Source organism: Paenibacillus sp. FSL H7-0942, assembly GCF_045040715.1.
Taxonomy (GTDB): domain Bacteria; phylum Bacillota; class Bacilli; order Paenibacillales; family Paenibacillaceae; genus Paenibacillus; species Paenibacillus amylolyticus.
Map to the genome: position 1 here is coordinate 4,611,705 of NZ_CP150279.1, position 25,110 is coordinate 4,636,814.

The following is a 25,110-nucleotide window of genomic DNA, read 5'->3' on the forward strand; positions in this document are numbered from 1 at the left end:
GCCTTTTGACTTAAAATCCAGGACATTAATCCATAGGCTCGTATGCAACAGTTTACCGCTCCCCCCGGAGGAAAGCAAAGTCCATCCTGTGAAAATACATCAACTATATTGCACCAAGCACACCATAGTTCGTCCCTTAACTTCTATGGAAATGTCCGACTCCAGAAAAACCTATGTTATAATAAGTTGTCATATTATTCCAATCGTTCCCGATCGCTCATCGGCGATTGTCCTGCGAATAATCTTAAGCATCTCAACTCTGACACTCATCGTTCAAGTCTACAACCTTAAAGGAAACCCATATAACTTTATTTTAATATTCGTATTTATCGCTTCATTAATAGCCACTCGTTCTTTTAACGGTACGAACAAAAACAGATAAATAAAAACAATAGGCATGGCTGGCTCTAAGTTTAATTCTGGAACTAATCCAAAAAGGCCAACCAGACGTACCTGGTTGACCTCAAGTCCAAAATTCATGAAAAATTTCGCCTGATAAAATAACTTGGTGTGCAGCTCCAAGCATGGCAATAACTGTTGACCAAATTGCTACCATAAGGAGAATACGTTTTGTCGTCCGGGTTGTAGAGCTCCCAGAAGGTGTCCGCTCCATCCTTCAGCATACCGCCCCAATACCTTCGGATCTGCTCCAGTGCCTTCTCCTCTTCCCCGCACATAAGCAATGCATCAACATAATGATGAACCATGTACGGCGTGGTCATGCCAATAGCTTCTTCGTTACTCATTAACCGATCAAGTAATTGCCGGGCCGCTGGAGCATCCATGATCTCAGCCAGTACCATCCATACTTGCGATGCCCAGGATATCTGTCTTTTCTCACCACTGACGAAAAAGCCCTGCTCACCATCCCACAGATGTGCGAGGGCTGCTTGCTCAGCGTCTTTGATGTGTGCGTTAATCCATTCCTCATACTCCGGCAGCTCTAGTTCTTTGGCAATCGACCTTCCCCTTTTCATACTATAGATGAGAACTGCCTGAGCACCGGCCTGTTTATTTAATTCTTCATGCCAGTCTAGAAAACAATACCATGTATCGTCATCCCTTACGATGCCCCGCTCATCAAGTCGTTTAAGCCCAATCTCAATCTGTTCTCGAGCCACCGGCCAAAGTTCTTCCAACGTTTCCCTGTCCTTCGTAGCTTCAAAATAGTCCCATAATGTCGCAATAAAGAACAACGCATAGTCATATAGGTAAATGTCGTCCACGTACGGTTCCGGTTGTTCGTACAAACAGGCTCCTACTTGGCCTCCCTCCAATCTTGTTCCGGCAAAGAGATAGAGACAGCGCTTGACGAGATCATTACAGCCGAATGTTTCATAATTGACGAGGGCCTGAAGGCGAAGATCTCCGATCCATAAACGTCGATCGCGCTTCGGTCCATCTTCGAATACCGTCTGCATGCAATCCCGGAGTGTCTTCACGGACAAGCGATCTATTTCCAGCAGCTCCGTGTCGATACCTTCAGGCAATTGAGGTACTGCCCCTGTGTCTGCTGAAGTCACCGTCAAGCAATATATATCGTTAATTCGAATATCGTAACGGATCGAAGTTTCTACCACCTCGATTTTCAGATACCGAAAGGCATACCGACGGTCCAGTGTTAGCGTGCCAGGTAACACGTCCACATTCACGATCTCATCTTGAAGCCATGAACGGCTAAGCCAACCCGAATATTCTGCAAAATCATCACCGACCTCACAGGGCATTTCTCCAAATGTGAGCTTCAACCTGAGAGGTGCATCTGCATTACTGCGCTCGTTAAGAAGCGACAAGGTCAGATAACCGACGAGATGCTCCCCGAAATCCAGCGTAACACGGTCTCCCTTGCACAACACTTGATCAGATAGTTGTTCTGCTAAGCCGAGTGGTTCGATACGCCATCCCTGAAAAGCTGACGCATCCGGAACTGCGCTCACGATATGTTCCGGATAGACCTTTTGCTGGCGAAGCTCCGGCATCAGACCCTGCGCTTTTTCCAGCCAGGCTGTGTTTATCACTTTTTCACTCATTGCAGTGCCCTCCTTATCCTTTGACCGCCCCAACGGTCATACCACCGATAAAATATTTTTGCAGGAACAGAAACGCCAGCAGCAACGGTAGCGCGCACAGAAAGCACGCTGCAAACAGGACATTCCACTGCGTGGGATTTTGCTGATCGCCCAAAAATCCAAGCATGGCCAGCGGTAACGGTGAATCTCCTGCGCTGGAAATAAAGATCATATTGAAGAAATAATCGTTCCAGATCCAGACACCTTGTGTAATAATGACCGATACCGTTACCGGAATGAGTAAGGGGAACACGACGGTCCAGAACCGTTGGAATAATCCCGCCCCGTCGATGTGCGCCGCTTCTTCTACCTCCTCAGGCACACCGCTTCGAATGAAGCCCGTGTACAGGAAAGTTGAAAACGGCAGACTGCACGTAATGAACATGAAAATAGGCGTATATTGATTCGTTGGGATATGAAGCGCATTAATCATTTGCACGATCGGTATCAATACCATTTGCGCAGGTACCACAAGTCCGGACAAAAAAAACAAATACATGAACTTACTTAGCTTTGTTTTCAAACGGGCCATCGGGTAGGACGCCATTGCCGCAAACAGGACAACGAACACGACCGATACGCCGGTTAACACCACGCTGTTCCATAGCGCTTCCGGAAAGTGCATGCGGTCGAAGGCAGCCTTGTAACTTGCAAAGGACATCTCCCGGAACAGGACCAGCGGATTTGTGTTGTTGCTTGGATCTCGGAGTGATGTCGAAAAGGCAATAATTAACGGAATCAGGTTTAACGCCATCACCAACAGCACAACGACCTGAACGGATCCTTTCCCCAAAACTTTACGAAGCGTCATGCCGACACCTCCCGTTTGTTCATTTTCAGGACAAAAACAGCGGTAATGACGATAATCACGGCAAAGGAAATAACGCCTAGAGCCGAAGCTTTACCAAAGAGCTGTTCGGTAAATGCCATCTTGTAGATGGTATAAATCAGCGTGTTGGTAGCCGTGCCGGGACCGCCATTCGTCATGATAAACGGGAAGTCGAACGCTTTGAGTCCATTGATCAAACTTAACGTCACGTTGATTGTAATCGCTGTTGCCAGTAATGGAATCTTCACATGTCGCAGCAATCTCCAGGAGCCGCAACCATCAATCCGTCCGGCTTCCAAAAGGTCACTAGGAACAGTCTGTAGTCCTGCAAGGAAGATAATCATTGTCGTTCCGATCGTCTTCCAGATTTCCACGAAGATAATAGAATACAGTGCGGTCGAGTAATCACCCAGGAAATTCAGTTCATTTGCGATACCTAGTTTATCGAGAAAGGAAGAAATCAGCCCGTAATCCGGCATATAGACGTAACTCCACAAAAATCCGACGACGATCGCACTGAACAATGTGGGAATATACGCCAGGGAACGGTAAATCCCGGTTCCTCTTATTTTCATGTTTAACAGCAAAGCCATTGCCAAACCGATGATATTGCCAGCTATGACGGTGACAAACGTATAGATCAGTGTATTTTTTAAAGAAATGCCTAGGATGTCGCTCCGAAACAATTCCTTATAGTTGTCGAAACCGATATAGTTATAGGCTTGGGCGTACCCGTTATAGTCCGTTATACTGTACTGGAACAACCGCAGGATCGGGAAGATCCAGAAGGTCAGGTAGAAGATCAATGCCGGCAAAGCAAACCAGTACATGGACTTTTTCATTACAGTAGAGCTCATCCTGCTCCATCCTTTCCAAGGGGCCTGCGGCAAGGGAAGAAGGACAATCATTCTCCCCTTTACAGCAGACAGCATCGTTTTGTTCTAGTTTTTCCACAGCTCTCTGAACTTGGTTTCCATGGCGTTTGCCACATCTTCTGGTGTTGTTTTCTGTCCAGCAATAATTTCGGCAAACTTTGCCTGCATGACGTCCGATACTCCGGCTGGCCACATCTGGTTGCTGAAGTAGACGGAATTACCAGTTTGTTGATAGTTGTCATTCACTTCCTTAAACAATTCGTTTTCAAGTTCTACGTCCTTATAGACGCTGATGGAACTGTTGGCTTCCACAAATGCTTTGAACAGATCGGATTCACCATCAAACAGGTAGTTCAGTACTTCCTTGGCTGCATCCAGGTTTGTCGATTTGGCGTTCAAAGCGTATCCGGCAGATGTTGCAGCAGATACAAACACCGGCTGTTCCGGCTCGTTACCTGGCAATGAAGCGAATCCGCGAGTAAAATCGGTAGCGCCTTTGGACGTCATGGAGGCATAATCCCATGTTCCCGTAAAGGTCATGGCTGCTTTCCCGTCGATAAACAACTGCGCAGATTGGGCACTACCAATACCAAGCGAGTTATTAACGACGTAGTTGTTATCATAGAGCTCTTTGTATTTCGATATCGTTTGAACCCACTTTGGATCAGTCAGCGATTTTTCGCCGTTCTGCAGTTTGACATCAAAATCCAGCTCATTCGGATACACGACATTGGCTGCAATCGGATACATACCGAATTGGATCATCCAAGGGTCCTTGTCACCCATCGCAATTGGTGTTACGCCCGCTGCCTGCAACTTTTGACACAAATCCAGAAACGAAGGCCAATCCTTCGGAAACTCGGAATATCCTGCCTGCTGTAACAACTCCTTGTTGTAGTAAACGCCGAGGAAGTCCAGTCCTTCGGCCACCCCGTAAGGTTTACCCTCATAGGACATATCTTCCTTCGCTCCTTGGCTGATGTTGTCCCAGAACTTCAGATCTGACAGATCTGCAGCGAAACCAGCCTTTGCAAAATCAATGACACCGCCAGCCGCATTTTTCGGGAAAATCCAGAAAATGTCCGGTCCCTGTCCAGCCGCAAGCTTGGTTCGAACAGATGTATTGTATTGATCATCAGGTAACTTTTGTACTTCCAAGTTAATGTTCGGGAACTTCTCTTTGACTAGACGCGGCAAGGTCTCCAGTTCGAAATCCTCTCCCTCGGATGCCTTGTTTCCCGAAAGCATCATCGTCAACGTAATTGGCTTTCCTGACTCATCTGAACTCCCGTTATTGGTATCCGTACCGCTCCCCTCCTGACTACCGGAGCTGCATGCGCTCAGAAACATCATGAGGAGTACCAAAGTTAAAGGCAACAATCGTTTTCTATTTTTCATCTTGTCATTCCCCCAATTCATGTTTATTCTTGCTTTGTGCACATTCTCATCATACGGTGGGCAAAAGTGCATTTGCTTTGGCTCGTATGGTGCACTATTTTTAGAATTGACAAATGGCGGGAGGAGCACGTATGATTCTGTTCAACATCAAAACTAAACTTTTTCTGGTCCTCGTCCTCGTATCAATCGTGCCAATTATCGTTGTTTCTGTCAGTTCCTATCGCAGTTACACGAAGCTGGTGAATGAGCAGACCTCTCTCGTGACGTCGACAACTATAGGCAATTCGGTCAAGAGCATGGAGGAAATTTTGCAGAACATCGACCGGATCTCTGTCACACTCCTTCAGCAGTCTTCCAATGCAACCGCTTACAGCACTGTGAGTGATGAACTAATCAAGTTGAACGGTACCAACGATCAATATGAAATCTTCATGATTCGCAGCAAATTGAAATTGATCTTTGAAAACATTCTGCTTGGTTACAATTACATCAATGGTTTGTACCTTTTCACACCTGATGGCAAATGGATAAGCTATGGCAGTAGCGGCACAGACCTACGCCTCGATTATGTCGCACTTCGCGATGAATGGTATCTGGATACGATCCAGCGCAAAGGCGATTTGTATATTGGTGAAGTTGGCGTCAAACCTTACATCATTAACGCCAAGGAATCCATTGGCTTCTCCAGAGCCCTCTACGATCCCAACAACAACGAGTTCCTAGGCGTGTTTATGCTGGATTGCAGTATGAACATTTTTGACGGTCTAAAACGTAATCCGGCACCAAGCTTGTCCAATCTATATCTGGCGAACGACGCTGGCGAGATCCTGTACTCCAGCGACGGAAGTAGAGTTGGCACTCCTCTCTCCGATACTCTGGCTGCGGCAACGCATCAAGTCGGAAACAGTTCACAGTACAAATCAATCCAAGATAACATGATGACGGTAATCCAGAAAGTTCCCGGCCGCAATTGGAACGTGATTGCCAACATCTCTATGGATCGGCTGTATGAGGAGTACAACATCTCACAAAAGTTGCTGTTATACGTGGCCGTAAGCTGTGCAGTCATTTTCCTTCTACTTTCCTTTTTCTTGTCCAACCTGATCACCAAACCCATCATCGAATTGACCAAGCTGATGCGCAAAACCAAATCTCATCGTTTTGTGACCATCAAGCCTCAAGTAACGAGGCAAGTCGATGAAATAGGCATCCTTTACCATGAGTTCAACAAAATGATGAAAGATATCGATACACATATCCGAGAGAGTTACCAGAATAAAATCCTCATGCTGGACTCCCAGATGAAGGCATTGGAAGCACAAATCAACTCCCATTTCCTCTACAATACGCTGGAGTCGATTAATAGCATTGCCGAGATCGAAGAAGTTGAGAGTATTGTGGTGATGACCAAGTCACTCGGGGACATGTTCCGCTACAGCATCAAAACGGACAGCGAGCTGGTCGCGGTCAGCGAAGAACTTCAACATGTAGAAAACTACATGGCCATCCAGCAGATTCGGTATGGTGACAAGTTCGCGTTCAACCTTAATGTAGACCCGGAAATTCGGAGTCGTCGCATGCTGAAACTTCTGTTGCAACCACTCGTGGAAAATGCCATCTATCACGGGTTGGAGAACAAACGTGGGAAGGGTTCCGTTACCATTACCGGTTTGTTTCAGGGGGACAGCATCGTGTTCGAGATCTGGGACGATGGCGTGGGCATGTCCTCAACACAAGCGGAAGAACTTCGACAATTGCTCCAGCAGCCACCTGAATTCGTCGCCGTTGGTCAAAGGCATAAACAAAGCATCGGCATCAAAAACGTGCATTCACGAATTGCTTTGTATTACGGAGAGGGTTACGGCCTTTCGTTTCATACCGATTTGAATACAGGAACTCGAATTACACTCGAAATTCCGGCCAATTGGGAAAAGAGGTGACCAAGAGATGTACACGTATATCGTTGTGGACGATGAACCCTTGATCCGCAAAGGTTTGTTGAAAAAAATCGGGACTTTTGAGCACTCGCTTGAACTCTTAGGCGAAGCAGATAACGGGGCAGATGCCTTGGCTTTGATTGAATCGTTCAAGCCGGACATTATCTTTACGGACATGCGCATGCCTGAGGTCGACGGCAAGCTGTTGATCAGGACAGTATGCCAGCAATATCCGCGTATCAAGTTAATTGTCATTAGCGGACATGCCGATTTTGATTATATGCAGGAGGCCATCTCTGCGAAAGTTGTAAATTACCTGCTGAAGCCTTTTAGCCGGGATGAGATCCACGGTACGCTTCACCAAGCCATCCATGCCATCGAACAGGAGCGCTCTCTTCAGCGGGAAGTCGTTCTAAGAGAAGTAGAAACGGAGCAGATGAAAAGGGATGCAGACATGCAAGCCTTCCTGAATTATGTGCTGGCTCCCCATTCTTCCATCAAAACACCTGTGTTCCGCTCTGCGGAATTTGCCGCCATCATGGCATCTGACCAGTTCATTTTATTGACGATTTATGGTCCTCAACCGCTTACAGCACAGCAACTACCTACCTTTTCGAATGGCCTGTACATTCCTCATCCACAAACGGATCAAGTACTGTTTTTCCTGATGCATGATCTGGATTGCTCAGGCCAGCTTGATTTGCAGAAAATGGCGGAACAAACTGCGAGTATCATTTTGACCAAATCTGAAACTACGGATTGTTGTGTGGGGATCAGCTTGCCTCATACAGGCATTGGTGGGGTCCGAGAAGCTCATCATCAAACGATCCTTGCGTTGGACGAACGAGCCATTACCGATTTTGGCAAATGTTACGTATTTTCACGGGAGCAATTTCCTTTACATCAACTGAAGTGGGCTCGAACATATGAACTGTTATTTTTTATAGAGAGCGGGAATGTGCCGAAGGTGGAAGAGCTCATCACCGATTTCTTTGCTTTCTACATACGCCAGCCTGACGCTTTGCTTGCCCACCTGAAAGAGCAGTGCAGAGACATTATCACGGAAACCAAACGGCTGCTGAGTAACTATATCCAGAACGGAGGTAACAGTAGCGCCTCTTCCAGCTTGGAGGCCGTCCTGAACGTCTCGTTCGATATGGAGTGCATTAGGCATTACATGGTAAAGGTGCTGACGGGAACAGCTCTTCTGCTTAAGGAAGACAACCCCTATGCATCAGATCAAGTGATCGACAACGTCAGGACATATATCGATAATCACTATACCAAGGATTTAACGCTGGAATGGGTATCGTCCCTGTTCTACCTGAACCCGAGTTACCTCAGTCATTTATTTAAAGAAAAGACATCCGAGAACTTTACTGATTACGTAAACAGACTACGGATCAGGCAAGCCAAGCAGCTCTTAACGAGCACAGACGATAAAATCTACCGGGTTGCCAAACAGTTGGGTTACGACAATCCAAAATATTTTTTTCGGGTGTTTAAAAAATTGACCGGTTGGACTCCAGAGGAATACCGAAAGCAACACAAATCCTTCACCGCAAACAACAAGGAACCAGGCCATGTATGATGGCCCAGTTCCTTGTTTTCGTTGTTCTGGTTCTTAGTGATCCAGCCGTTCTATTATCCGGTCATGCACACGGACAATAACAGTTGCAAGTTGTGCCCGTGTAAGGGTGCTCTGTGGTTGTAACAGTTTATCCGGCGTACCTTGGAATATACCAAGCTGAATGGCCGTTGCCATGACTGCCCGGTTATTTGGTGTCAGCTGGACCTGATCCTTAAAATCTTCCAGCCATGATTCAACCTCTGCTTCCGGCAGTTTCGTATCCACTCCAGACAAGTTCAACGCACGAACGAGCACCATTGCCATGTCCTCACGTGACATTGGGGCATTTGGCAGGTACTGCCCTTCTTCCATCAGGCCATATTCCTTGGAGGCTCGCAAAATCGGATCAAACCATTTCTTGTTTGCTGCCGCTCCCCCCGGCTCAATTCCTAACGCATTCAATGCAGCCATCAACGTTTGGGCTGATGTTGTCGTTCCTTGGGGTTGCATGCGGCGTTCCGATACGCCATTGATCAACAGCAAGCTGTTGGCTTTGGCTATATCTTTGGCATACCAGGCTGAAGGCTTAACATCAACAAATTCGCGGAGCGAGTGAATCGCAACGTACGTTCCTCCTTGGTTTAGCAGTACTTTCCATACCTTGTTTCCGTTTGTGTCTTTGGTCAACACGCCAGGCACCGGCGTAAGTTGTCCTCCTTCCCCAACGTATGCGATTGTTGTGGAGTTTGCAGCTACGACATCGTTAACAGGCAGCGCTGCAATGACATACGTGTTCTGCTTATCTTTGATGGATACATTCCATGGATCGCCGATAACCCGGATGCCAGATGAACGGATACTTGCTGCCTTAGCTTGATCAGCAACATCCCCCGTTTGCACGGTCACGACAGCAGAAACATTGCCCTCCGAATCCGTTTCGCCTTCAGTCTCGGACCCGGATGCTGGTGGCTTAACAGGAGTTCCAACACTACCTGATCCAGGCGTGCTTGGCGAATCAGGATTTGTTCCTGGATTTGTTCCTGGATTTCCTGGATTTGTTCCCGGCTCTTTCAACGTAAATGACAAACTGTCAATCCGAAGATCCGATTCATGAAACACCAGATACAGATCATGTACGCCGCTCACGGCAGCAGAAATATCCGCATCTACGTCAACGTACCCTAATTCCTTGACCGTTACGTTAGCATTGCTAATCTTGTAGGAGATAGGTTCTGTCACCGGTACGTTCCATACAGCAAGCGGTGCGGTATCGAGTGCATCCGCATGCAACGAGATCGTGCCACCTTGCACATTAGATGCGACAGTTGCCTTAACCTTCTGTGCACCTGTCAGGTCAGCCTTAGGCAACGCGATCCACGATCCATTTTGTTTGGACCGAACTGCGTAATAACCTCCAACAATCGCTTTGGCTTTTAATTGAGCTGCCGTGCGTTCCTTGGACACTTCGTGGTAAACGACTTCATTTGAAGCAAACGCATGGTCAAATACATTTATGGGTTGGGTAAGAGGTAAGGTCGCAATCGACTTATCACCAATGCTTAATGCCTTCGATACTTGCACGTCTGCATCCGCTGCCGAGGTCCCAATCATGAATTCATAACTGCCCTGTTCAACAATCCATTCACTCCGATTCACATCCCATAATGCCAACGTTTGTGGATCAACTTGCAACAGGACTTCTTTTGTTTCACCCGGAGTGAGATGAATCTTCTCAAATGAAACCAGCTTCTTTTTAGGTGCATGTGCGCCGTATGCAGAGTTGCTGTTACGGGTGTACAGCTGCACAACCTCGGAAGTGGCTACGTCTCCTGTATTGGTTACGCGGACCGACACCGTGAATGGTTCATCTCCCGTTACAGAAGACGGTACGGTCAGGGAATCGTACGTAAAATCAGCATATGATAACCCGTAACCAAACGGATAGGTCACCTTGGCATCTGTATACATATAAGTCAACTCAGATTCAATGGGGTCTGCATTCGTCATATCAACCGTAAATCGGGGGTCGATGTCGTCAAGACCAGTAGAATTCCCTTCTGGTACGACATAAGAACTAATAGATGGAAAAGCATCCATGCCTGCATACCATGTGGACGTCAGGCGGCCTGTCGGCGCGTAATCTCCGTACAATACCTGGGCCAGAGCATACGAATCGTATTGACCGCCATATGGCTGGTAAACGATCGCCGAGACGTTAGGGTTGTTCTGAATGCGCTCCATGTTTACAGGGAAGCTCGATTTAACCACGACAACGGTTTTCTTACCCTGGGTTGCAAAGGCAGCAGATACTTTGTCGACCAGTTCATAATCTGCCTCGCCCATATCGAGGGTAGACCGGTCGTTACCTTCTCCTGCGCTATGTCGTGGAATTGCTCCGACAAAGACGATGGCGTAATCGTCTTCCGTGGCTCTTGCTACCGCCTCTTCGCCCACGTTCTTCACCACGGCCTTCTCAAACTTCACCTCGTCCGGGCGATTCGCAGCATTATCCTTGCTTCCCAGTGGAGATGATGTAGTCACGAGCTTACCAGTATCATCTACCTTGATAAAACGTCCGTTGGCATAATACCAGTTGGTAAAGTCACCAGAGAATCCTGTACGGTACCCATTGGTAACAATAGACATTGAGCCATCCTCGTTCGTTTCCATTCGTAATGTTGGGGGTATGGCACTCGTATCACCCATCATCTCAGGAAGGTTCCAATCATTGTTCGTCAGATTGAGGCTGGTACGATCCGTATTGCCAACTGCTGCATGATTTGTCGCAGGGGAAGTCACCCAACGCTGGTTATACAGCGACAATAAACTTGAACCCGCCTGACCCCAATCGTACACTCGGAACAAGTGGGAGAAACTGGTCTCATCTGGGGCATCCGACGTTGTGATGAGCTGAGCTCCCTCCGTGCCTGCATTTGGACTATACACGTCCGCTGTGACCGTTTGTTGATTCGCTTTAGAGGTTAGTGCAATGACTTCATTTCCTGGGGCATAGTTTACGTTATTGCTGCCATTCATTTTAATGATTGAGAGCAGTGGAGATTCACCGGCGTTTTCCAGCGCAGGTGTCGCGCCAACTGAATACGTCGTCTTGAAGCGTGCGTCGGCATACACCCCAGAAACAGCAGCGTCATTTCCTTTTTCCAGCGGAAGTGTGCCATCATTTTTCAACAAAACAACGCTCTCCTGTGCCGCTTGAAGTGCTATTTCCTGATGGTTCACTTGGTTATAATCGGAAGGCGGAGACGTCCTGACATCCCTTGCTTCCTGGGCAAAAGGATAGTTTTTCGGTATGCCCTGCTCATCAGTTTCATTAAAAATCCCCAAACGTACCAGCTGGTTTACATGTGGTCTGGCTGCTTCTATAAGTTCTTCCTCGGTGATTCCATATTCCCCTTGCTCTACGAGCGCCACCAGATCGGTCACATCCGCAGGTGTCGTCCCTGACGGCCGACCCGCATTCGCCTGAGCAAGCGCCATGAGAACGGTTGCATGACCGCGGTCCACGGCATAGCGGTCGTCATATCCATTTCCGAGTTGGTTCGCGTTGGATACAATTGCATCTCCATTGAAATCGGGCGAGCTGTATACGCCATATTTGGCGTCCAAATTGGCTAATAATTGTAGCGGGGAAAGGATGTTTGGAATGCCGTTAGTCCGGCCATAAGATGTCATTGTGCCCGCCAGCGCACCTGATTCAAATCCAGGGAGCGCGGCTCTGGTTTGGTACTCAAACAATGAACGCGCGCTTGCACTGTTATTCGCTGTCTGCCTGAACCACTGAGCGTTATATACGGAGTAATGCTTTGTCCCCACCGCTGCCCTCATCCAGAATCCATCTTCGCTGGTGGACTGATCAATTCCGCTAAGACCCGAAGCCATCTTGTCGATCAAGACTCCGGCCATATTGGGATCTTCAGAGAACCCTTCATCGAAGCGACCGCTAAGTGGATTGATACGCATATCACTGACCACACTGAACGCCACGCTGAGGGAAGGATCATTGCCCCCATGAATGTTGGATTCGCCCTGCTTGACCTTTAATTTGCTGATTTTCTCATTCCCCATCACTTCACCGATATCGGACAAAAGCTCTTTGTTCCAGCTCTGTCCCATGCCGATCAGAGCAGGGAAATCGGTCGAGACACCCTGAACATTATCTGCAGCAGATAACGCACCGGGAATGACCTTGCCCGCATGTTTCCCCTGCTTCAATGTGTAATGGTTTCGCGAACCCGTCACATAAACGGCTGGGCCTTCGAGGCCAGTGTATTCGAAATAGGTGTCTACGTATGCATCCAGATGCTCTGGCACGCCATCAAATAATGGCATCCCGTCAAAGACACCTCCCTGCTGAGTTTGGAACTTTAAAGTACTTGTCGTAGATGCTGATAGTGGCGTCGCTCCCCAGGACCCCCATGTCAGACTGACCACGGTGATGACGGCAATCACTTTACCGCTAATCTTCTGCTTGAAACCTCTAGTCAAAGTCAATGTTAACCCTCCCCTATTTGTAATCGCTTACAATTCGGTACTCACTCATTATAGTTGGAGGAATGGTACATTTTGTTTATGGGTTGAGGTACAGTATTTTTAGATATTACGGTTATGTATTGTTAAAGGATAAATTTGGATTCATATTAAATATAAGCCTCATACTCCACCCATCACTGTACTAAGATGCTTGATTTAACCAACAAAACTACTCAATGAAAAATTTTGTTTTTGCGGTAACACAAGCCAGGTCATGGGTCATTTCGATAACTACAACGAATGTTCAACCAAGTAATGCCACAAGGCTTGTCTCTAGTTATAACAATCAAAAGGGCGTTCCATAAGTCATCTTCCTGACTTATGGAACACCCCATCTAAAATTACTTCATAAACATTCGATGTAATTTGGTTTTGTAAAATAAATCAATTTACACAATAACGGAGAGGACAGAAATAACCTAAAGAAGCGAAGCGTGCGCCTTTATCACCGGATTTTACCCTTGGAAAGGGTCAATCAGAAAATCCGGGGATAACAGCGCTCGGAAGGTTATTCTGTCATCGTAGTGCTCTCGTGTAAACGAATGTTTTATCCCACCCAACATTACATCGAATCCCTACCTAAACATCCCCCACAGCTTAATCAAATGAAACGTATTGTTCGGATCAATCTTCTGCGCGAGCACAAAAGCAACAAACTGCTCCTCCTGCGCCGGAGAGAAATTCTCATTCATAATAACTGCCGAAGACTTGACCAACCTTCTGACCTTGCCCTTATCTTGCAAATCAGACTTGGTCACGCCATCAATCAACTTTTTGATACGCTCTTTGACAGCGGGATTTTTCATCTTTAATTTGATCCGCTCCACCAGCTGCGGACTAATTCCATATTGTTGATAACCCAAAACACATAGCACCTCCCAAAAGAATGAACTCACTTCTTATTCATATGTCGGGAGGGCTTGTACACTTGTCTTTTTTTACAAAGGTAATACGAAAAACTCGCTATTATGGCAAGCTCTAGTCAATCAAATCACCCTTGAATACTTGCTGTTGCTGTAGGAAATCACGCAGAGGTGCATAGTCCATGGAGGTCCAGAAGGTCGCATCCTCAATTAAGTGGGTCACGTCATCTCTGGCTTGTTCGAGCACAGCAAAATCGGCAACCATATCGGCAAGACGGAACTCGGGTAATCCGCTCTGTTTGGTACCAAAGAAATCCCCCGGACCCCGGAGATCCAGATCCCGCCGGGATACCTCGAATCCATCCTCCGTTTCCGTCATGACCTTCATGCGTTCCTGTCCAACCTCCGTCTTGGGATCAGCAATGAGTACACAATAGGAAGCATGCGCACCACGACCGACCCGACCACGAAGCTGATGCAGCTGGGAGAGACCGAAGCGGTCCGCGTCCATAATGACCATCAACGTGGCATTTGGCACATCGACCCCAACCTCGACAACGGTGGTGGAGACAAGCAACTGAATATCATTGCTGTAGAAGTCCCGCATCATCTCTTCTTTCTCCGCAGCCGTCATCCGGCCATGCAGCAGACCTACACGATATTCCGGAAAGTTCTGCTGCATCTGCACATGTAAATCAATGGCATTCTGCACATCCAGCTTCTCCGACTCTTCAATGAGCGGACAGATCAGATAGGCCTGACGGCCCTGATCCACTTCTCTGGAGATAAAACCGAGCACCCGCTCCATCATATCGTGTTTAACCCAATACGTAGAGATGGGAATCCGTCCCTTCGGACGTTCCGAGATCGTGGATACTTCAATATCCCCAAAAGCCGTAATCGCAAGTGTCCGCGGAATTGGCGTAGCCGTCATCGTTAACACATCCGGATTATATCCTTTGCGTCGTAAAACGCTGCGCTGATTCACCCCGAAGCGATGCTGCTCGTCCGTCACCACAAGACCCAGATCACGGAAGAAAACATCTTCCTGAATCAGGGCGTGTGTACCCACCACGATATCAATCATGCCCATTTGCAACGAGGCGATCAGATCTTTGCGTTTGCGTCCATTTACACTGCCCGTTAACAGCCCTACGGTTACCCCAAACGGTTCAAACAGCTTTTGCAGTGAGCGCATATGCTGCTCCGCCAGAATCTCTGTAGGCACCATCAGAGCCCCTTGGAACCCAGATCGAACAGTCGTGTATAGTGCAATTGCCGCAATAACCGTTTTACCCGAGCCTACATCACCCTGCAATAACCGATTCATTGCATAGGGCGAACGCATATCATGCAGAATTTCAAGCTCCACCTTTTTCTGAGCATCTGTCAGTTCAAAAGGTAAACTGCGTACAAACTCACGAATCGTCGTATTGTCCGTGGTATGCACTACACCATCCATGCGATTTCGGTTGAGCGCGCGATACGCCTGCATTTTCAACTGGAACAGAAACAGCTCTTCATACACCATCCGCTGTCTGGCCTGCTGACCTTCCCGGTTGTCCTGTGGACGATGAATTCCCGCAATCGCTTGTTTACGAGGCATCAAGCTGTATTTCTTCATCAAGGACTGAGGCAGAATCTCAGGAATCATATCTCCGAATTGGATTAACCCCTGATTGATCGTTTTCCGCATCCATTGTTGCGTCAGCTTGCCAGTTACCGAATATACAGGTTGGAGTGTACCTGAACGCCCATCGCCTTTATCGGGGAACTCCGAGTCAGTCACGGTCATCTGCATGCGTTTTTGTTCCCATTTTCCCGTAATCACAATCTCCCGATTGGGGGTAAGTTGTTCTTTGAGGAAATGGCGGTTGAACCAGGTGGCTGTAATCATCCACTCTTCCGTCATGATCTTACAGGTAAGACGGGACTTTTTACCGTATCGTTGTAATACAGGAATACCCATTACCTGCCCCTGGACCGTAATCTTGTCCCCATCCTTCACTTCACTAAGTGAACGCAGACGATAATCCTCGTAACGGAACGGATAATATTCAAGCAGGTCTTTAACAGTAGAGATGCCAAAGGCGTGAAGCTCTCCCTCTTTGAGAGCACTCACGCCGTTAATTTGCTTAACTGATATTTCTTCCAATTTCATGTCTAATCCCTCATTCCGGAACAGGCCACATAAAGATCGCAATGACACCAGGTCCAACATGACTGCCTATTACGGCTCCAATATTGGTATAGATCACTTCATTCAGTGTAAAATGACCCCGCAGCTGCTCTGCACAAGCGATCGCTGATCCCGGGTCAGCGGTATGACCTACCGCCAGGTTCACCCGTTTGCCTGCAAGATCCTTCTGGAACAGCTCAATAATGCGTGCCATTGCTTTTTTATGACCTCTGACTTTCTCAACTGCGTAGATAACGCCTTCTTCATCAATAGACAGGATCGGCTTAATGTTAAGCAACGTTCCCAAGATGGCTGAAGCTTTGCCAATCCGACCGCCCTTTTGCAGATACTCCAAAGTATCTACAAGAAAGAACAACTTGCGAGATTGTTGCATCCCTTCAATGGCAGCAGCGATTTCGACTGCTGACTTGCCCTGTTCGGCAAGTTCAGCAGCCTGTACTACCATTAGACCGTATCCATACGAAGCTGACTTCGAATCCAGCACGGTGATGTCACCCTCACGCTCCAGCAAAGACTTGCCAAGCATGGCCGATTGATAGGTACCACTCATGCCGGATGACAGGTGGATCGATACAATCGGGCGTTCCGGGTTCTCATCAAGCAATGCTTGGTACACATCCATGAAATCGGTTGGAGATGGCTGTGAGGTTGTAGGCAACACAGATACCTTCTTCAACTTTTCGTAGAACTGTTCCGAAGTCAGATCAACGCCATCTGCATAGGTCTCTTCACCGAATAGAACACGTAGCGGAACAATATGAATCCCGTATTTGCGAATGAGTTCTTCGGGAATATCTGCCGTACTGTCTGTTACTATCGTAACCTTGTGGCTCATGACTCTCCTCCTCTTCGCTAGAGTGCTATTAGGACTCTACGGAGAACAAATAATAATACACAGGCTGTCCTCCAAGATGTACCTCTACCTCAGCATCAGGATACTGTACTTCAAGCCATGCAGCGAGGGCAGCAGTAACCTCAGGGTCAGCTTCTTCCCCTTCAAGGATCGTCACCACTTCATCTCCACTCTCCATCATCTGTTTGAGCAGACCTTCACATGCTTGAAGCATGGTTTCATCCGTCGCTACAATTTTGGAGTTATGAATACCGATATAGTGCCCCGCCTTAATATCTAATTCATCATATTGCGTATCACGAACCGCATGAGTCACTTGACCGGACTGTACCCGGCTGATGGCCTCCAACATTTGGTCACGGTTTGTTTCCGCAGACTCATCTTCTTGGAAAGCAAAAGCAGCAGCCATTCCCTGTGGAATGGTCTTGCTTGGAATAACCGTAATCCGGCGCTCATCTTCAAGCAATTCACGAGCCTGCTCGGCAGCCAGTACAATATTCGAGTTATTCGGGAGTATAAATACCTGCTCCGCAGCAATGGAACGAACGGCTTTTACAAAATCCTCAGTACTCGGATTCATCGTCTGTCCACCGGACAGAACAACATCAACACCAAGACTTTGGAAAATCTCTGCAATACCGTCACCGGAGGATACCGCAATAAAACCATACGGTGCCATCTCATCTGCAGGAAGCACAGCCTCTTCCATACTGCGCGCTGCCTCAGGTGGAATCTCTGCAAACAATTCAGGTGATGGAGCAATGTCCATGCCTGCTGTCAGGAGATCCCGATGCTGTTCACGCATATTGAGAATATGAATCTGTGTAATCTCACCATAATGCAGCGCCAAGTTTAATACATCGCCTGGTGTCTTGGAATGGACATGAACTTTGATGACTTCATCATCGGCAATGATGATGATCGAATCCCCATTAACTGACAACGCTTTCCGGAATGCTTCGTCATCAAATGCCACTCCTGCGTTCTCTCCAAGCTCACGATTAATGAAGAATTCCATATCATACAGGAATTCAATATCTTCCGTTTCCAGTCTCGCCTGAGCAGACAATGGCATCTCCGGTGCAATCACCTGCTGTGCAGGCTTCTTGATATCCACTGCTGTCGGTGCAGCCGGTTTCAAAGCAGATGCTGCCACGGATGGGGTTACTTCTTTGTTCAGTGAAGTACGACTCCCTCCGTCACTTTGCAGCAATACTTCCATAAAGCCCTCGTAGATATATACAAGCCCCTGACCACCTGAATCCACAACACCAACCTGTTTCAGTACAGGCAGTAATTCCGGAGTCATTGCCAGTGCTTCTTTTGCTTTTAACAAAACTTCATTCATTAATTCAGTAATATCATTCGTCCGTCTTGCGTAGTAGTTGGCATGTTTCGCCGCTTCCTTGGCTACGGTAAGAATGGTCCCTTCAACGGGCTTTACGACTGCTTTGTAAGCTGCGTCAACACCGTTCTGCAGGGCTGCTGCAAATTGGAGCGTATTCAGTTCCTCATAGGGAGCAGCTGAACGACTAAAACCACGGAACAATTGCGACAGAATAACTCCTGAATTCCCCCGTGCGCCCATAAGCAGGCCTTTCGATAGAATACCGGCAGCTTCGCCGATGGAGGCAGAACTTTTTCTTTTAATCTCTGCGACTCCTGCACTCATTGTCAAATTCATGTTCGTTCCCGTGTCACCATCCGGCACAGGGAAAACATTCAGGGAATTGACGTGCTCTGCATGCTGTCCAAGTTGTTCCGCTCCGGCAAGTACCATTGCGGTGAAATCTGTTCCATTTAAAGAACGTATACTCAAGTGAGAATTCCCCTTCCTAGCTTGATACACGAACACCTTGCACCAAGATGTGTCTGGTCTGTTCATGCGCTAACGCGGACTGCGTTATTCTTCGTCCATACCTTGTCCGGCACAGGCATACAATACAACATGTCAGCCGGATTAACGGTCTGGGCGGCCGGGCTACCAATATCCTGCACTCTCTGCACCCCTAACTTCGGGGCATACGGATATGCACCGGTATCAAGAGCCGGCATGAATGCCGCATGGAGACTGGTGCCAATGATGGAATGCCGCAGCTCACAGCGTTGCCAAAAAAGCAGACCACCGACCTCTAAGTACGGTTTATTCTCCGACTTCCTCGCGGCAACAGCCTGTTCACCACTGTATTATGGACTACTCAACATTGTACTATATTAGACAGGAGAAATAAATAAAGTTTTTGGATCAGTTGACGAAGCTTTTTTAATTATGATATTATATTCAAGTATTGTTTTATGCAGGTTAAGTAATGGAAATGATCCGGTTCATGCCGGCTTAAACAACGCCATTAGCTACTGAAACCTGATCTTTATGATCAGGAAGAACAATTTAGTCCTTATGGAATGACTTTTCGTTTCTGAAGGCAACTGGTTATTTTAGGATAGGAGGTGTAATCTATGTCTCGCAAATGTTATGTGACAGGTAAGAAACCGGGCACCGGTAACCACGTATCCCACGCTAACAACCGTAACCGTCGTACTTGGGGCGTAAACGTTCAGAAGGTCCGCATTCTCGTTGACGGCAAACCAAAACGTGTATACGTAAGCACCCGTGCACTGAAAGCCGGTAAAGTGACTCGCGTATAATCACGCAAAGCTACTATAAATCGGGTAAGCAAAAAGCACCTTGTTCCTTGCAGGTGCTTTTTTGGTATTCAAAAAAGGGATTCTTGAATACGCTCATTAACATGTGAATGGCCGCCGCATGGCGCTTCGCAGGTACGAATTCCAGATAAGCCTGAGCCAAAGCGGCGGTATTCCCTGTTACCTTATCAATCGGATCAGTGCTTTTGAAACGTATTAAGAATCGCCTTTACAAACCCTCCCAAAAACTTCGGCAGTTTGAATGTGTAAAATTTCATAATTCACCCTCCCCATCATGCTCATGCGTCCGCCGTATCCTATGCTTCAGGCCTTCTTTACCTCAAACACGACAAAAAAGGCTACATGAGAAACCTGCTCATGTAACCATATTTATGCGGAACCTTCGATCCCTATTCCACAATGACAAGCCCGAAGATCAGGTCATTTACGTTTGGACAGGAATATATTGATAGGCAGCGATCATGAAAACACTCAGTAAATAATACAGTATGCCGAAAATGACAAAAGTAACCCGATGTCCCGTACGATCAAATTTGCGGAAATACATAATAACAACGCCTACCCCGATTAATGACGTGATGGCATTAAACGGGGATTGAATAACCGCAAACAAAGCAAGCACAAGTCCCGTCACGAGACTCGCAGCCATCGTCCACAGTGTCTCCTTGAGGTTCATAGATCAGCCTCCGTAGCTACGGCGTATTTCAGTAATCGCGGCAGCACGATCCTCACGGCCAAATACGGCACTCCCGGCAACGAGCACATCTGCTCCAGCTTCCACCACAAGCGGGGCTGTATCGGCAGCAATTCCGCCATCTACTTCGATATGTACATCATGGCGTCCCTTTTCGTTTAACCAAGTACGAATCTGCTTGATTTTGTTCATCGTACCCGAGATGAATGCCTGTCCGCCAAAGCCAGGATTGACCGTCATGACAAGAACCATGTCCACATCATCCAGAACTTCGAGAATGGCAGACGCTGGCGTTCCCGGATTAAGGGCAACTCCTGCCTTCACTCCTTGCTCCTTAATTAAATGAATAACGCGGTGCAAATGCACACAAGCCTCAGCATGAACGGTAATTACCGCTGCACCCGCTTTGGCAAATTCCTCAACATAACGCTCCGGATTCTCAATCATCAAATGCACATCGAGCGGCAAGCTTGTATGTGGAGCGATTGCCTTCACAATCGCAGGTCCAAGCGTAATATTAGGGACGAAATGACCGTCCATAACGTCAACATGAATCCAGTCTCCTCCTGCAGCTTGAGCTTCTGCAACTTCCGCACCAAGGCGGGCAAAATCAGCTGATAATATCGATGGGGCAATTTTAATCATGTTAATACCTCCGCTTCTTATCTTTCATTTCGGTCAGGAACAGCACATAGTGCTGATATCGGCTTTCGGAGATCAGACCTTCTTCCTTGGCCGCAAGCACACGACAGCCTGGTTCATGTGTATGGGTACAACCTCGGAATTTGCACTGATCTGCAAACTGGGCGAATTCCCGGAAACAAGTGGAGAGTTCCTCCACACCGATCTCCAGAAAGTCCAGTTGGCTGAATCCCGGCGTATCCGCAACAAATCCACCATTATCCAACGGAATAAGCTCCACGTGCCTGGTGGTGTGTTTCCCTCGTCCTAGACGCATGCTGATCGCATTTGTCTCCAGCGTCAGGCCCGGCATCAATGCATTTAACATCGAAGACTTGCCTACACCGGATTGTCCGGAGAATACGCTGATCTTACCAGCCAGTCGGTCTCTGAGCAATTCACTGCCTTCACCGGTACGTGAACTTGTGGAGATCACTTCATAACCAACCTGCTCATACAATGCTTTCACTTCAGCAACAGTGTCTTTGGCTGGATCAGCCAAATCCAGTTTGGTCAACACAATGAGTGCATCCAGCCCCGCCTGCTCGATGTGAACAAGGAACTTGTCCAACAGGTTCAGGTTCATATCCGGTTCCTTCACAGAGAACACGAGAACAGCCAAACTTACATTGGCTACAGGAGGACGGATAAGTTCCGTCTCACGCTTCCGAATTTCATCAACCGTTCCTTCTCCGTTCTCAGTCAACATGTAGCTGACGCGGTCACCTACAAGCGGTGATGTTCCCCGCTTTCTGAAGATACCTCTGGCTCGACATTGAACGGCGGAACCTTCAACCGAAGGAACCCCGTTGTCTTCCACTGGCATGACATAATAGTAACCGCTTAGCGCTTTAACGATGATACCTTCTGGCATAGCTCCGACGCCCTCCTTTAGATGGTGGTACATTTACTCCAGACGCCAGCATAAGCCGCCCTTATGGACGGCTTGATGCGTTAATGACTTCCTTTTTCTTCTCTTTTTCCTTGCCGTGCCCCTTACCATTATTCATGGCAGAAGTGTCCTCATCTACGCTTTCACCCTCACCGTCTGCCGGTGTGGACTCAGGTTCACCTTCCTGATTGGAATCAACGCTTCCCTCATCAACGCTACCTTCACCTGGATCAGGCTCATTTTCTGGCGGCGTCTCAGTGCTTTGTTCCGGGTCAATGGAAGGTACGTTAACTGTTCCGTTTTTGGCTTCACTGTAGGAGACAAGATACGTATCCAGGAACTGTCCATCACGATAGACGGACACAGCCCCATTTTCATTTGGAGCGAGTACAAGTGGAATGGTCAAGATCTGGGTTGAGTTCACGGTGCGAGTTCCCCATTCCTGATTCTTGCCACGTGCATCTTCATATGTGATACGGATTTTACTGTTTTTGCCCTCTTCTTTGGGTGATACATTGATATCAAAAGGATATTGCAGCGCTTCAGGTGGATACCCCGTGCTGATAAAGATCGTAATCTTATCGCCAGGACTCACATCTGCGCCCGCTTCCACAGGCCATTGCTGCGTCACTTTGCCCTTTTCTACCGTATAACTTTGTTCTTCCTGTACCTGAGCAAGCTCAAGTCCAGCAGATTTAAGTTTTTCCTCGGCTTCACTGCGGGTAAGATTTTTCAGATCAGGCATTTTGACCGTTTCAGTGCCTTTACTTACGGTTAACTCAATCTGAACTGTCTCTGGATCAAATTCCTCATTGACACCCGGTGTCTGGGAAATAACAGAACCTGAAGCCACATCATTGGAGAACTCGTCTTTCCGCTGAATCTGATCTTCCTTAATGCCAAGCGCAGTCAACTTCTTGACAGCCTCATCATAAGTTACTTGTTTGACATCAATCATCTTTAAAAGTTCTTTTTCTGCACCAACACTGATCTGGACCTCGGAACCTTCTTTGACAACATCGCCTTCTTTTCTGCTCTGTTCATAGACGATACCGGGTTCGACACCTTCCTGATACAGACGGATGACCTCATCACTGACGACGAGTCCTTTCTCCTCAAGCATTTCCCGAGCTTTTTCTTCCGTCTGGGTGATCACGTTAGGCACGGTTACTTCAGGTACAACCAGCATACCCTTGACATACCATACAACGCCCACCATGGCGATTAGAATAAGAACGGTTAATGAGATGAGTAGAGCTGGCTTCTTCCAACTCTTCGATTTTGCCTTACCCTTGCCAGTTTCTTCGTTAGACTCCATCACTGGCACCGCACCCGTCGATGTAACTCCGCGCGGTTCAGGCTTGATGGCTGGCATAACGCGAGTCTGATCTATATCATCCTCATCCGGAAAATCAATCTTCGTTTCATTACGTCTCTCCGGCATCAGGCAAGTTTCCAGATCGGTCTGCATTTCTTTGGCCGACTGATAACGTTCCTGCGGATTTTTACGCATGGATTTTAAGATGACATTTTCTACACTTTGCGGAATCAATGGATTGAATTTGCGTGGTTCATCGAACTCTTCCTGCAAATGCTTCAATGCCACACTGATTGGACTTTCACCCAGAAACGGAAGTTGCCCGGTAAGCATCTGGTAAAGTACGATCCCAAGAGAATATAAGTCCGATTTTTCACCAGTAACGATGCCTTTGGCATGCTCCGGTGAGAAATAATGTACAGAACCAACTACAGAACCCGTCTGCGTAATCGTTGTAGATGTAACCGCACGGGCAATCCCGAAATCCGTTACTTTCACGCGGCCATTCCGGCCAATTAATATATTGTGGGGTTTGATATCCCGATGAATGATTTGATTATGATGTGCATGATCAAGAGCATCTGCAATCTGGGAAGCGATTCGCACCGATTCGTCCACCTGCAGAGGGGCACGTTCTTTAATAATTTCATTCAAGTTTTTGCCTTCCACGTACTCCATGACAATATAATGAACGTCATCTTCCTGCCCCACGTCATAAATGCTAACTACATTCGGATGAGACAGCGATGCTGCCGACTGTGCTTCCCTGCGGAAACGGCGAATAAACTCTTCGTCATGCACAAACTGTTGTCTAAGGACTTTGATCGCTACATTCCGGTTCAAGAGAAGATCCTGGGCTTTGTACACAAGAGCCATGCCGCCACCGCCGACACGCTCAATCACTTCATAGCGTCCCCCTAGTTGGTGCCCAATCATGACTCACACCCCGTTTCCGTATCCACGGAACCTTCCCTCTGCAACTCGAACAAAGCAAGCGTGATGTTGTCGTCTCCCCCAGCAAGTAAAGCCAACTGAAGCAGTCGGTCTGCACGATCTTCCAATGCCAGTTCCAGATTGCCGGCAACCTGAATAATCTGCTCATTGCTGACCAGGTTACTGAGACCATCACTGCACAGGAGAAGAACTTCGCCTTCCTCCAGCTTGACGGTATCCAGATCTACCTTCACCTCGGCATCTGTTCCAAGCGCACGAGTTAGTACGTTGCGACGTGGATGATGGGACACATCCTCTTTGCTAATCTGACCATTTTTGAACAATTCATTCACCAGTGTATGGTCCTCGGTTAGCTGGATCACAGCTTTGTTCGCAATTTTGTAGGCTCTGCTATCACCGATGTGTCCAATAACACCTTCCGTATCGTTCAATAAAGCCGCAACCACCGTTGTTCCCATGTTGTGATACTTGTCATCTGTTGATGCCGTGCGGAAGATAACTTCGTTGGCATGCAAAATAGCATCGCTGAGAGCCGCAGACAGAGACGCATGTGACAGACCTGGTTCCAGTGTTCCCAGATCTTTCACCAACGTCTCTACTGCCAAGCGGCTTGCCGTATCCCCTGCAAGATGTCCACCCATGCCATCGGCAACAATACCCAGAATATATCCTGTATCGAGATTACGAATCCAGGCTGAATCTTCATTCACCGAACGCACTCGTCCGATATGGCTCACATGAACTGTTTTGATCAAAACGTTC

General features: G+C 47.5%; 20 protein-coding genes. 3 read left to right on the forward strand and 17 right to left on the reverse strand.

The features are described 5' to 3' along the window. Positions 1 to 279: 279 nt before the first annotated feature. From MHI48_RS20530 to MHI48_RS20550, 5 genes are all read right to left on the reverse strand, one after another. Positions 280 to 480, reverse strand: coding sequence for a hypothetical protein (locus MHI48_RS20530; protein ID WP_405141612.1), 201 nt, complete (start codon positions 478 to 480; stop codon positions 280 to 282). Then, complete coding sequence (locus MHI48_RS20535; protein WP_405141614.1) at positions 477 to 2,030, reverse strand: sugar hydrolase; 1,554 nt, start codon at positions 2,028 to 2,030, stop codon at positions 477 to 479. The genes MHI48_RS20530 and MHI48_RS20535 overlap by 4 nt, the downstream gene beginning before the upstream one ends. A 13-nt stretch (positions 2,031 to 2,043) precedes the next feature. Further along, positions 2,044 to 2,880, reverse strand: a complete 837-nt coding sequence (locus MHI48_RS20540; RefSeq protein ID WP_017687468.1) for a carbohydrate ABC transporter permease — start codon at positions 2,878 to 2,880, stop codon at positions 2,044 to 2,046. After that, entirely contained in the window at positions 2,877 to 3,755 is an 879-nt protein-coding gene (locus tag MHI48_RS20545; protein WP_036614579.1) for a carbohydrate ABC transporter permease, read from the reverse strand. Before MHI48_RS20545 ends, MHI48_RS20540 begins: the two co-directional genes overlap by 4 nt. Before the next feature lie 84 nt (positions 3,756 to 3,839). Then, entirely contained in the window at positions 3,840 to 5,171 is a 1,332-nt protein-coding gene (locus MHI48_RS20550) for an extracellular solute-binding protein (protein WP_340028889.1), read from the reverse strand. Positions 5,172 to 5,302: 131 nt separating this feature from the next. Between MHI48_RS20550 and MHI48_RS20555 the strand changes: the two genes are divergently transcribed. After that, positions 5,303 to 7,111 carry a sensor histidine kinase gene (locus MHI48_RS20555; protein ID WP_340028888.1) on the forward strand — a complete coding sequence of 603 codons (1,809 nt, stop codon included), beginning with the start codon at positions 5,303 to 5,305 and terminating at the stop codon, positions 7,109 to 7,111. 7 nt (positions 7,112 to 7,118) lie between these two features. Then, a complete protein-coding gene (locus MHI48_RS20560; protein ID WP_405141618.1) occupies positions 7,119 to 8,699 on the forward strand; it encodes a response regulator in 1,581 nt (526 codons plus the stop codon). 33 nt (positions 8,700 to 8,732) lie between these two features. On the opposite strand, the gene MHI48_RS20565 is transcribed toward MHI48_RS20560, so the two are convergent. From MHI48_RS20565 to MHI48_RS20590, 6 genes are all read right to left on the reverse strand, one after another. Continuing rightward, positions 8,733 to 13,190 (reverse strand): glycoside hydrolase family 3 C-terminal domain-containing protein, encoded by a 4,458-nt coding sequence (locus MHI48_RS20565; RefSeq protein ID WP_405141620.1) that lies wholly within the window; start codon positions 13,188 to 13,190, stop codon positions 8,733 to 8,735. 614 nt (positions 13,191 to 13,804) lie between these two features. After that, the gene (locus tag MHI48_RS20570; RefSeq protein WP_405141622.1) at positions 13,805 to 14,092 is read right to left on the reverse strand and encodes a stage VI sporulation protein F; all 288 of its coding nucleotides are present in this window, start codon (positions 14,090 to 14,092) and stop codon (positions 13,805 to 13,807) included. A gap of 115 nt (positions 14,093 to 14,207) precedes the next feature. Beyond that, positions 14,208 to 16,253, reverse strand: a complete 2,046-nt coding sequence (gene recG, locus MHI48_RS20575; RefSeq protein ID WP_405141624.1) for an ATP-dependent DNA helicase RecG — start codon at positions 16,251 to 16,253, stop codon at positions 14,208 to 14,210. 10 nt (positions 16,254 to 16,263) lie between these two features. Further along, complete coding sequence (locus tag MHI48_RS20580; RefSeq protein WP_405141626.1) at positions 16,264 to 17,127, reverse strand: DegV family protein; 864 nt, start codon at positions 17,125 to 17,127, stop codon at positions 16,264 to 16,266. 28 nt (positions 17,128 to 17,155) lie between these two features. Next, positions 17,156 to 18,964, reverse strand: a complete 1,809-nt coding sequence (locus tag MHI48_RS20585; protein ID WP_036674903.1) for a DAK2 domain-containing protein — start codon at positions 18,962 to 18,964, stop codon at positions 17,156 to 17,158. A 62-nt stretch (positions 18,965 to 19,026) separates the two neighbouring features. Then, positions 19,027 to 19,200, reverse strand: coding sequence for a hypothetical protein (locus MHI48_RS20590; RefSeq protein WP_155985128.1), 174 nt, complete (start codon positions 19,198 to 19,200; stop codon positions 19,027 to 19,029). Between the two features lie 402 nt (positions 19,201 to 19,602). Here MHI48_RS20590 and rpmB point away from each other — a divergent pair, with 402 nt between their 5' ends. Further along, on the forward strand, positions 19,603 to 19,791 hold the full coding sequence (rpmB, locus tag MHI48_RS20595; RefSeq protein WP_017687459.1) for a 50S ribosomal protein L28: 189 nt from the start codon (positions 19,603 to 19,605) through the stop codon (positions 19,789 to 19,791). Positions 19,792 to 19,985: 194 nt separating this feature from the next. Here rpmB and spoVM read toward each other — a convergent pair whose 3' ends face one another. The 6 genes from spoVM to MHI48_RS20625 form a co-directional block, all read right to left on the reverse strand. Further along, positions 19,986 to 20,066 (reverse strand): stage V sporulation protein SpoVM, encoded by an 81-nt coding sequence (gene spoVM / locus MHI48_RS20600; protein ID WP_017687458.1) that lies wholly within the window; start codon positions 20,064 to 20,066, stop codon positions 19,986 to 19,988. 167 nt (positions 20,067 to 20,233) lie between these two features. Beyond that, positions 20,234 to 20,485 carry a hypothetical protein gene (locus tag MHI48_RS20605; protein WP_036674901.1) on the reverse strand — a complete coding sequence of 84 codons (252 nt, stop codon included), beginning with the start codon at positions 20,483 to 20,485 and terminating at the stop codon, positions 20,234 to 20,236. 3 nt (positions 20,486 to 20,488) lie between these two features. Next, a complete protein-coding gene (gene rpe, locus MHI48_RS20610; RefSeq protein WP_017687456.1) occupies positions 20,489 to 21,148 on the reverse strand; it encodes a ribulose-phosphate 3-epimerase in 660 nt (219 codons plus the stop codon). Between the two features lies 1 nt (position 21,149). After that, the gene (gene rsgA, locus MHI48_RS20615; RefSeq protein ID WP_017687455.1) at positions 21,150 to 22,058 is read right to left on the reverse strand and encodes a ribosome small subunit-dependent GTPase A; all 909 of its coding nucleotides are present in this window, start codon (positions 22,056 to 22,058) and stop codon (positions 21,150 to 21,152) included. A 61-nt stretch (positions 22,059 to 22,119) separates the two neighbouring features. Next, positions 22,120 to 24,330, reverse strand: a complete 2,211-nt coding sequence (gene pknB, locus MHI48_RS20620; RefSeq protein ID WP_036674900.1) for a Stk1 family PASTA domain-containing Ser/Thr kinase — start codon at positions 24,328 to 24,330, stop codon at positions 22,120 to 22,122. Continuing rightward, the gene (locus MHI48_RS20625; protein WP_017687453.1) at positions 24,327 to 25,103 is read right to left on the reverse strand and encodes a Stp1/IreP family PP2C-type Ser/Thr phosphatase; all 777 of its coding nucleotides are present in this window, start codon (positions 25,101 to 25,103) and stop codon (positions 24,327 to 24,329) included. The genes pknB and MHI48_RS20625 overlap by 4 nt, the downstream gene beginning before the upstream one ends. Between the last annotated feature and the right edge of the window lie 7 nt (positions 25,104 to 25,110).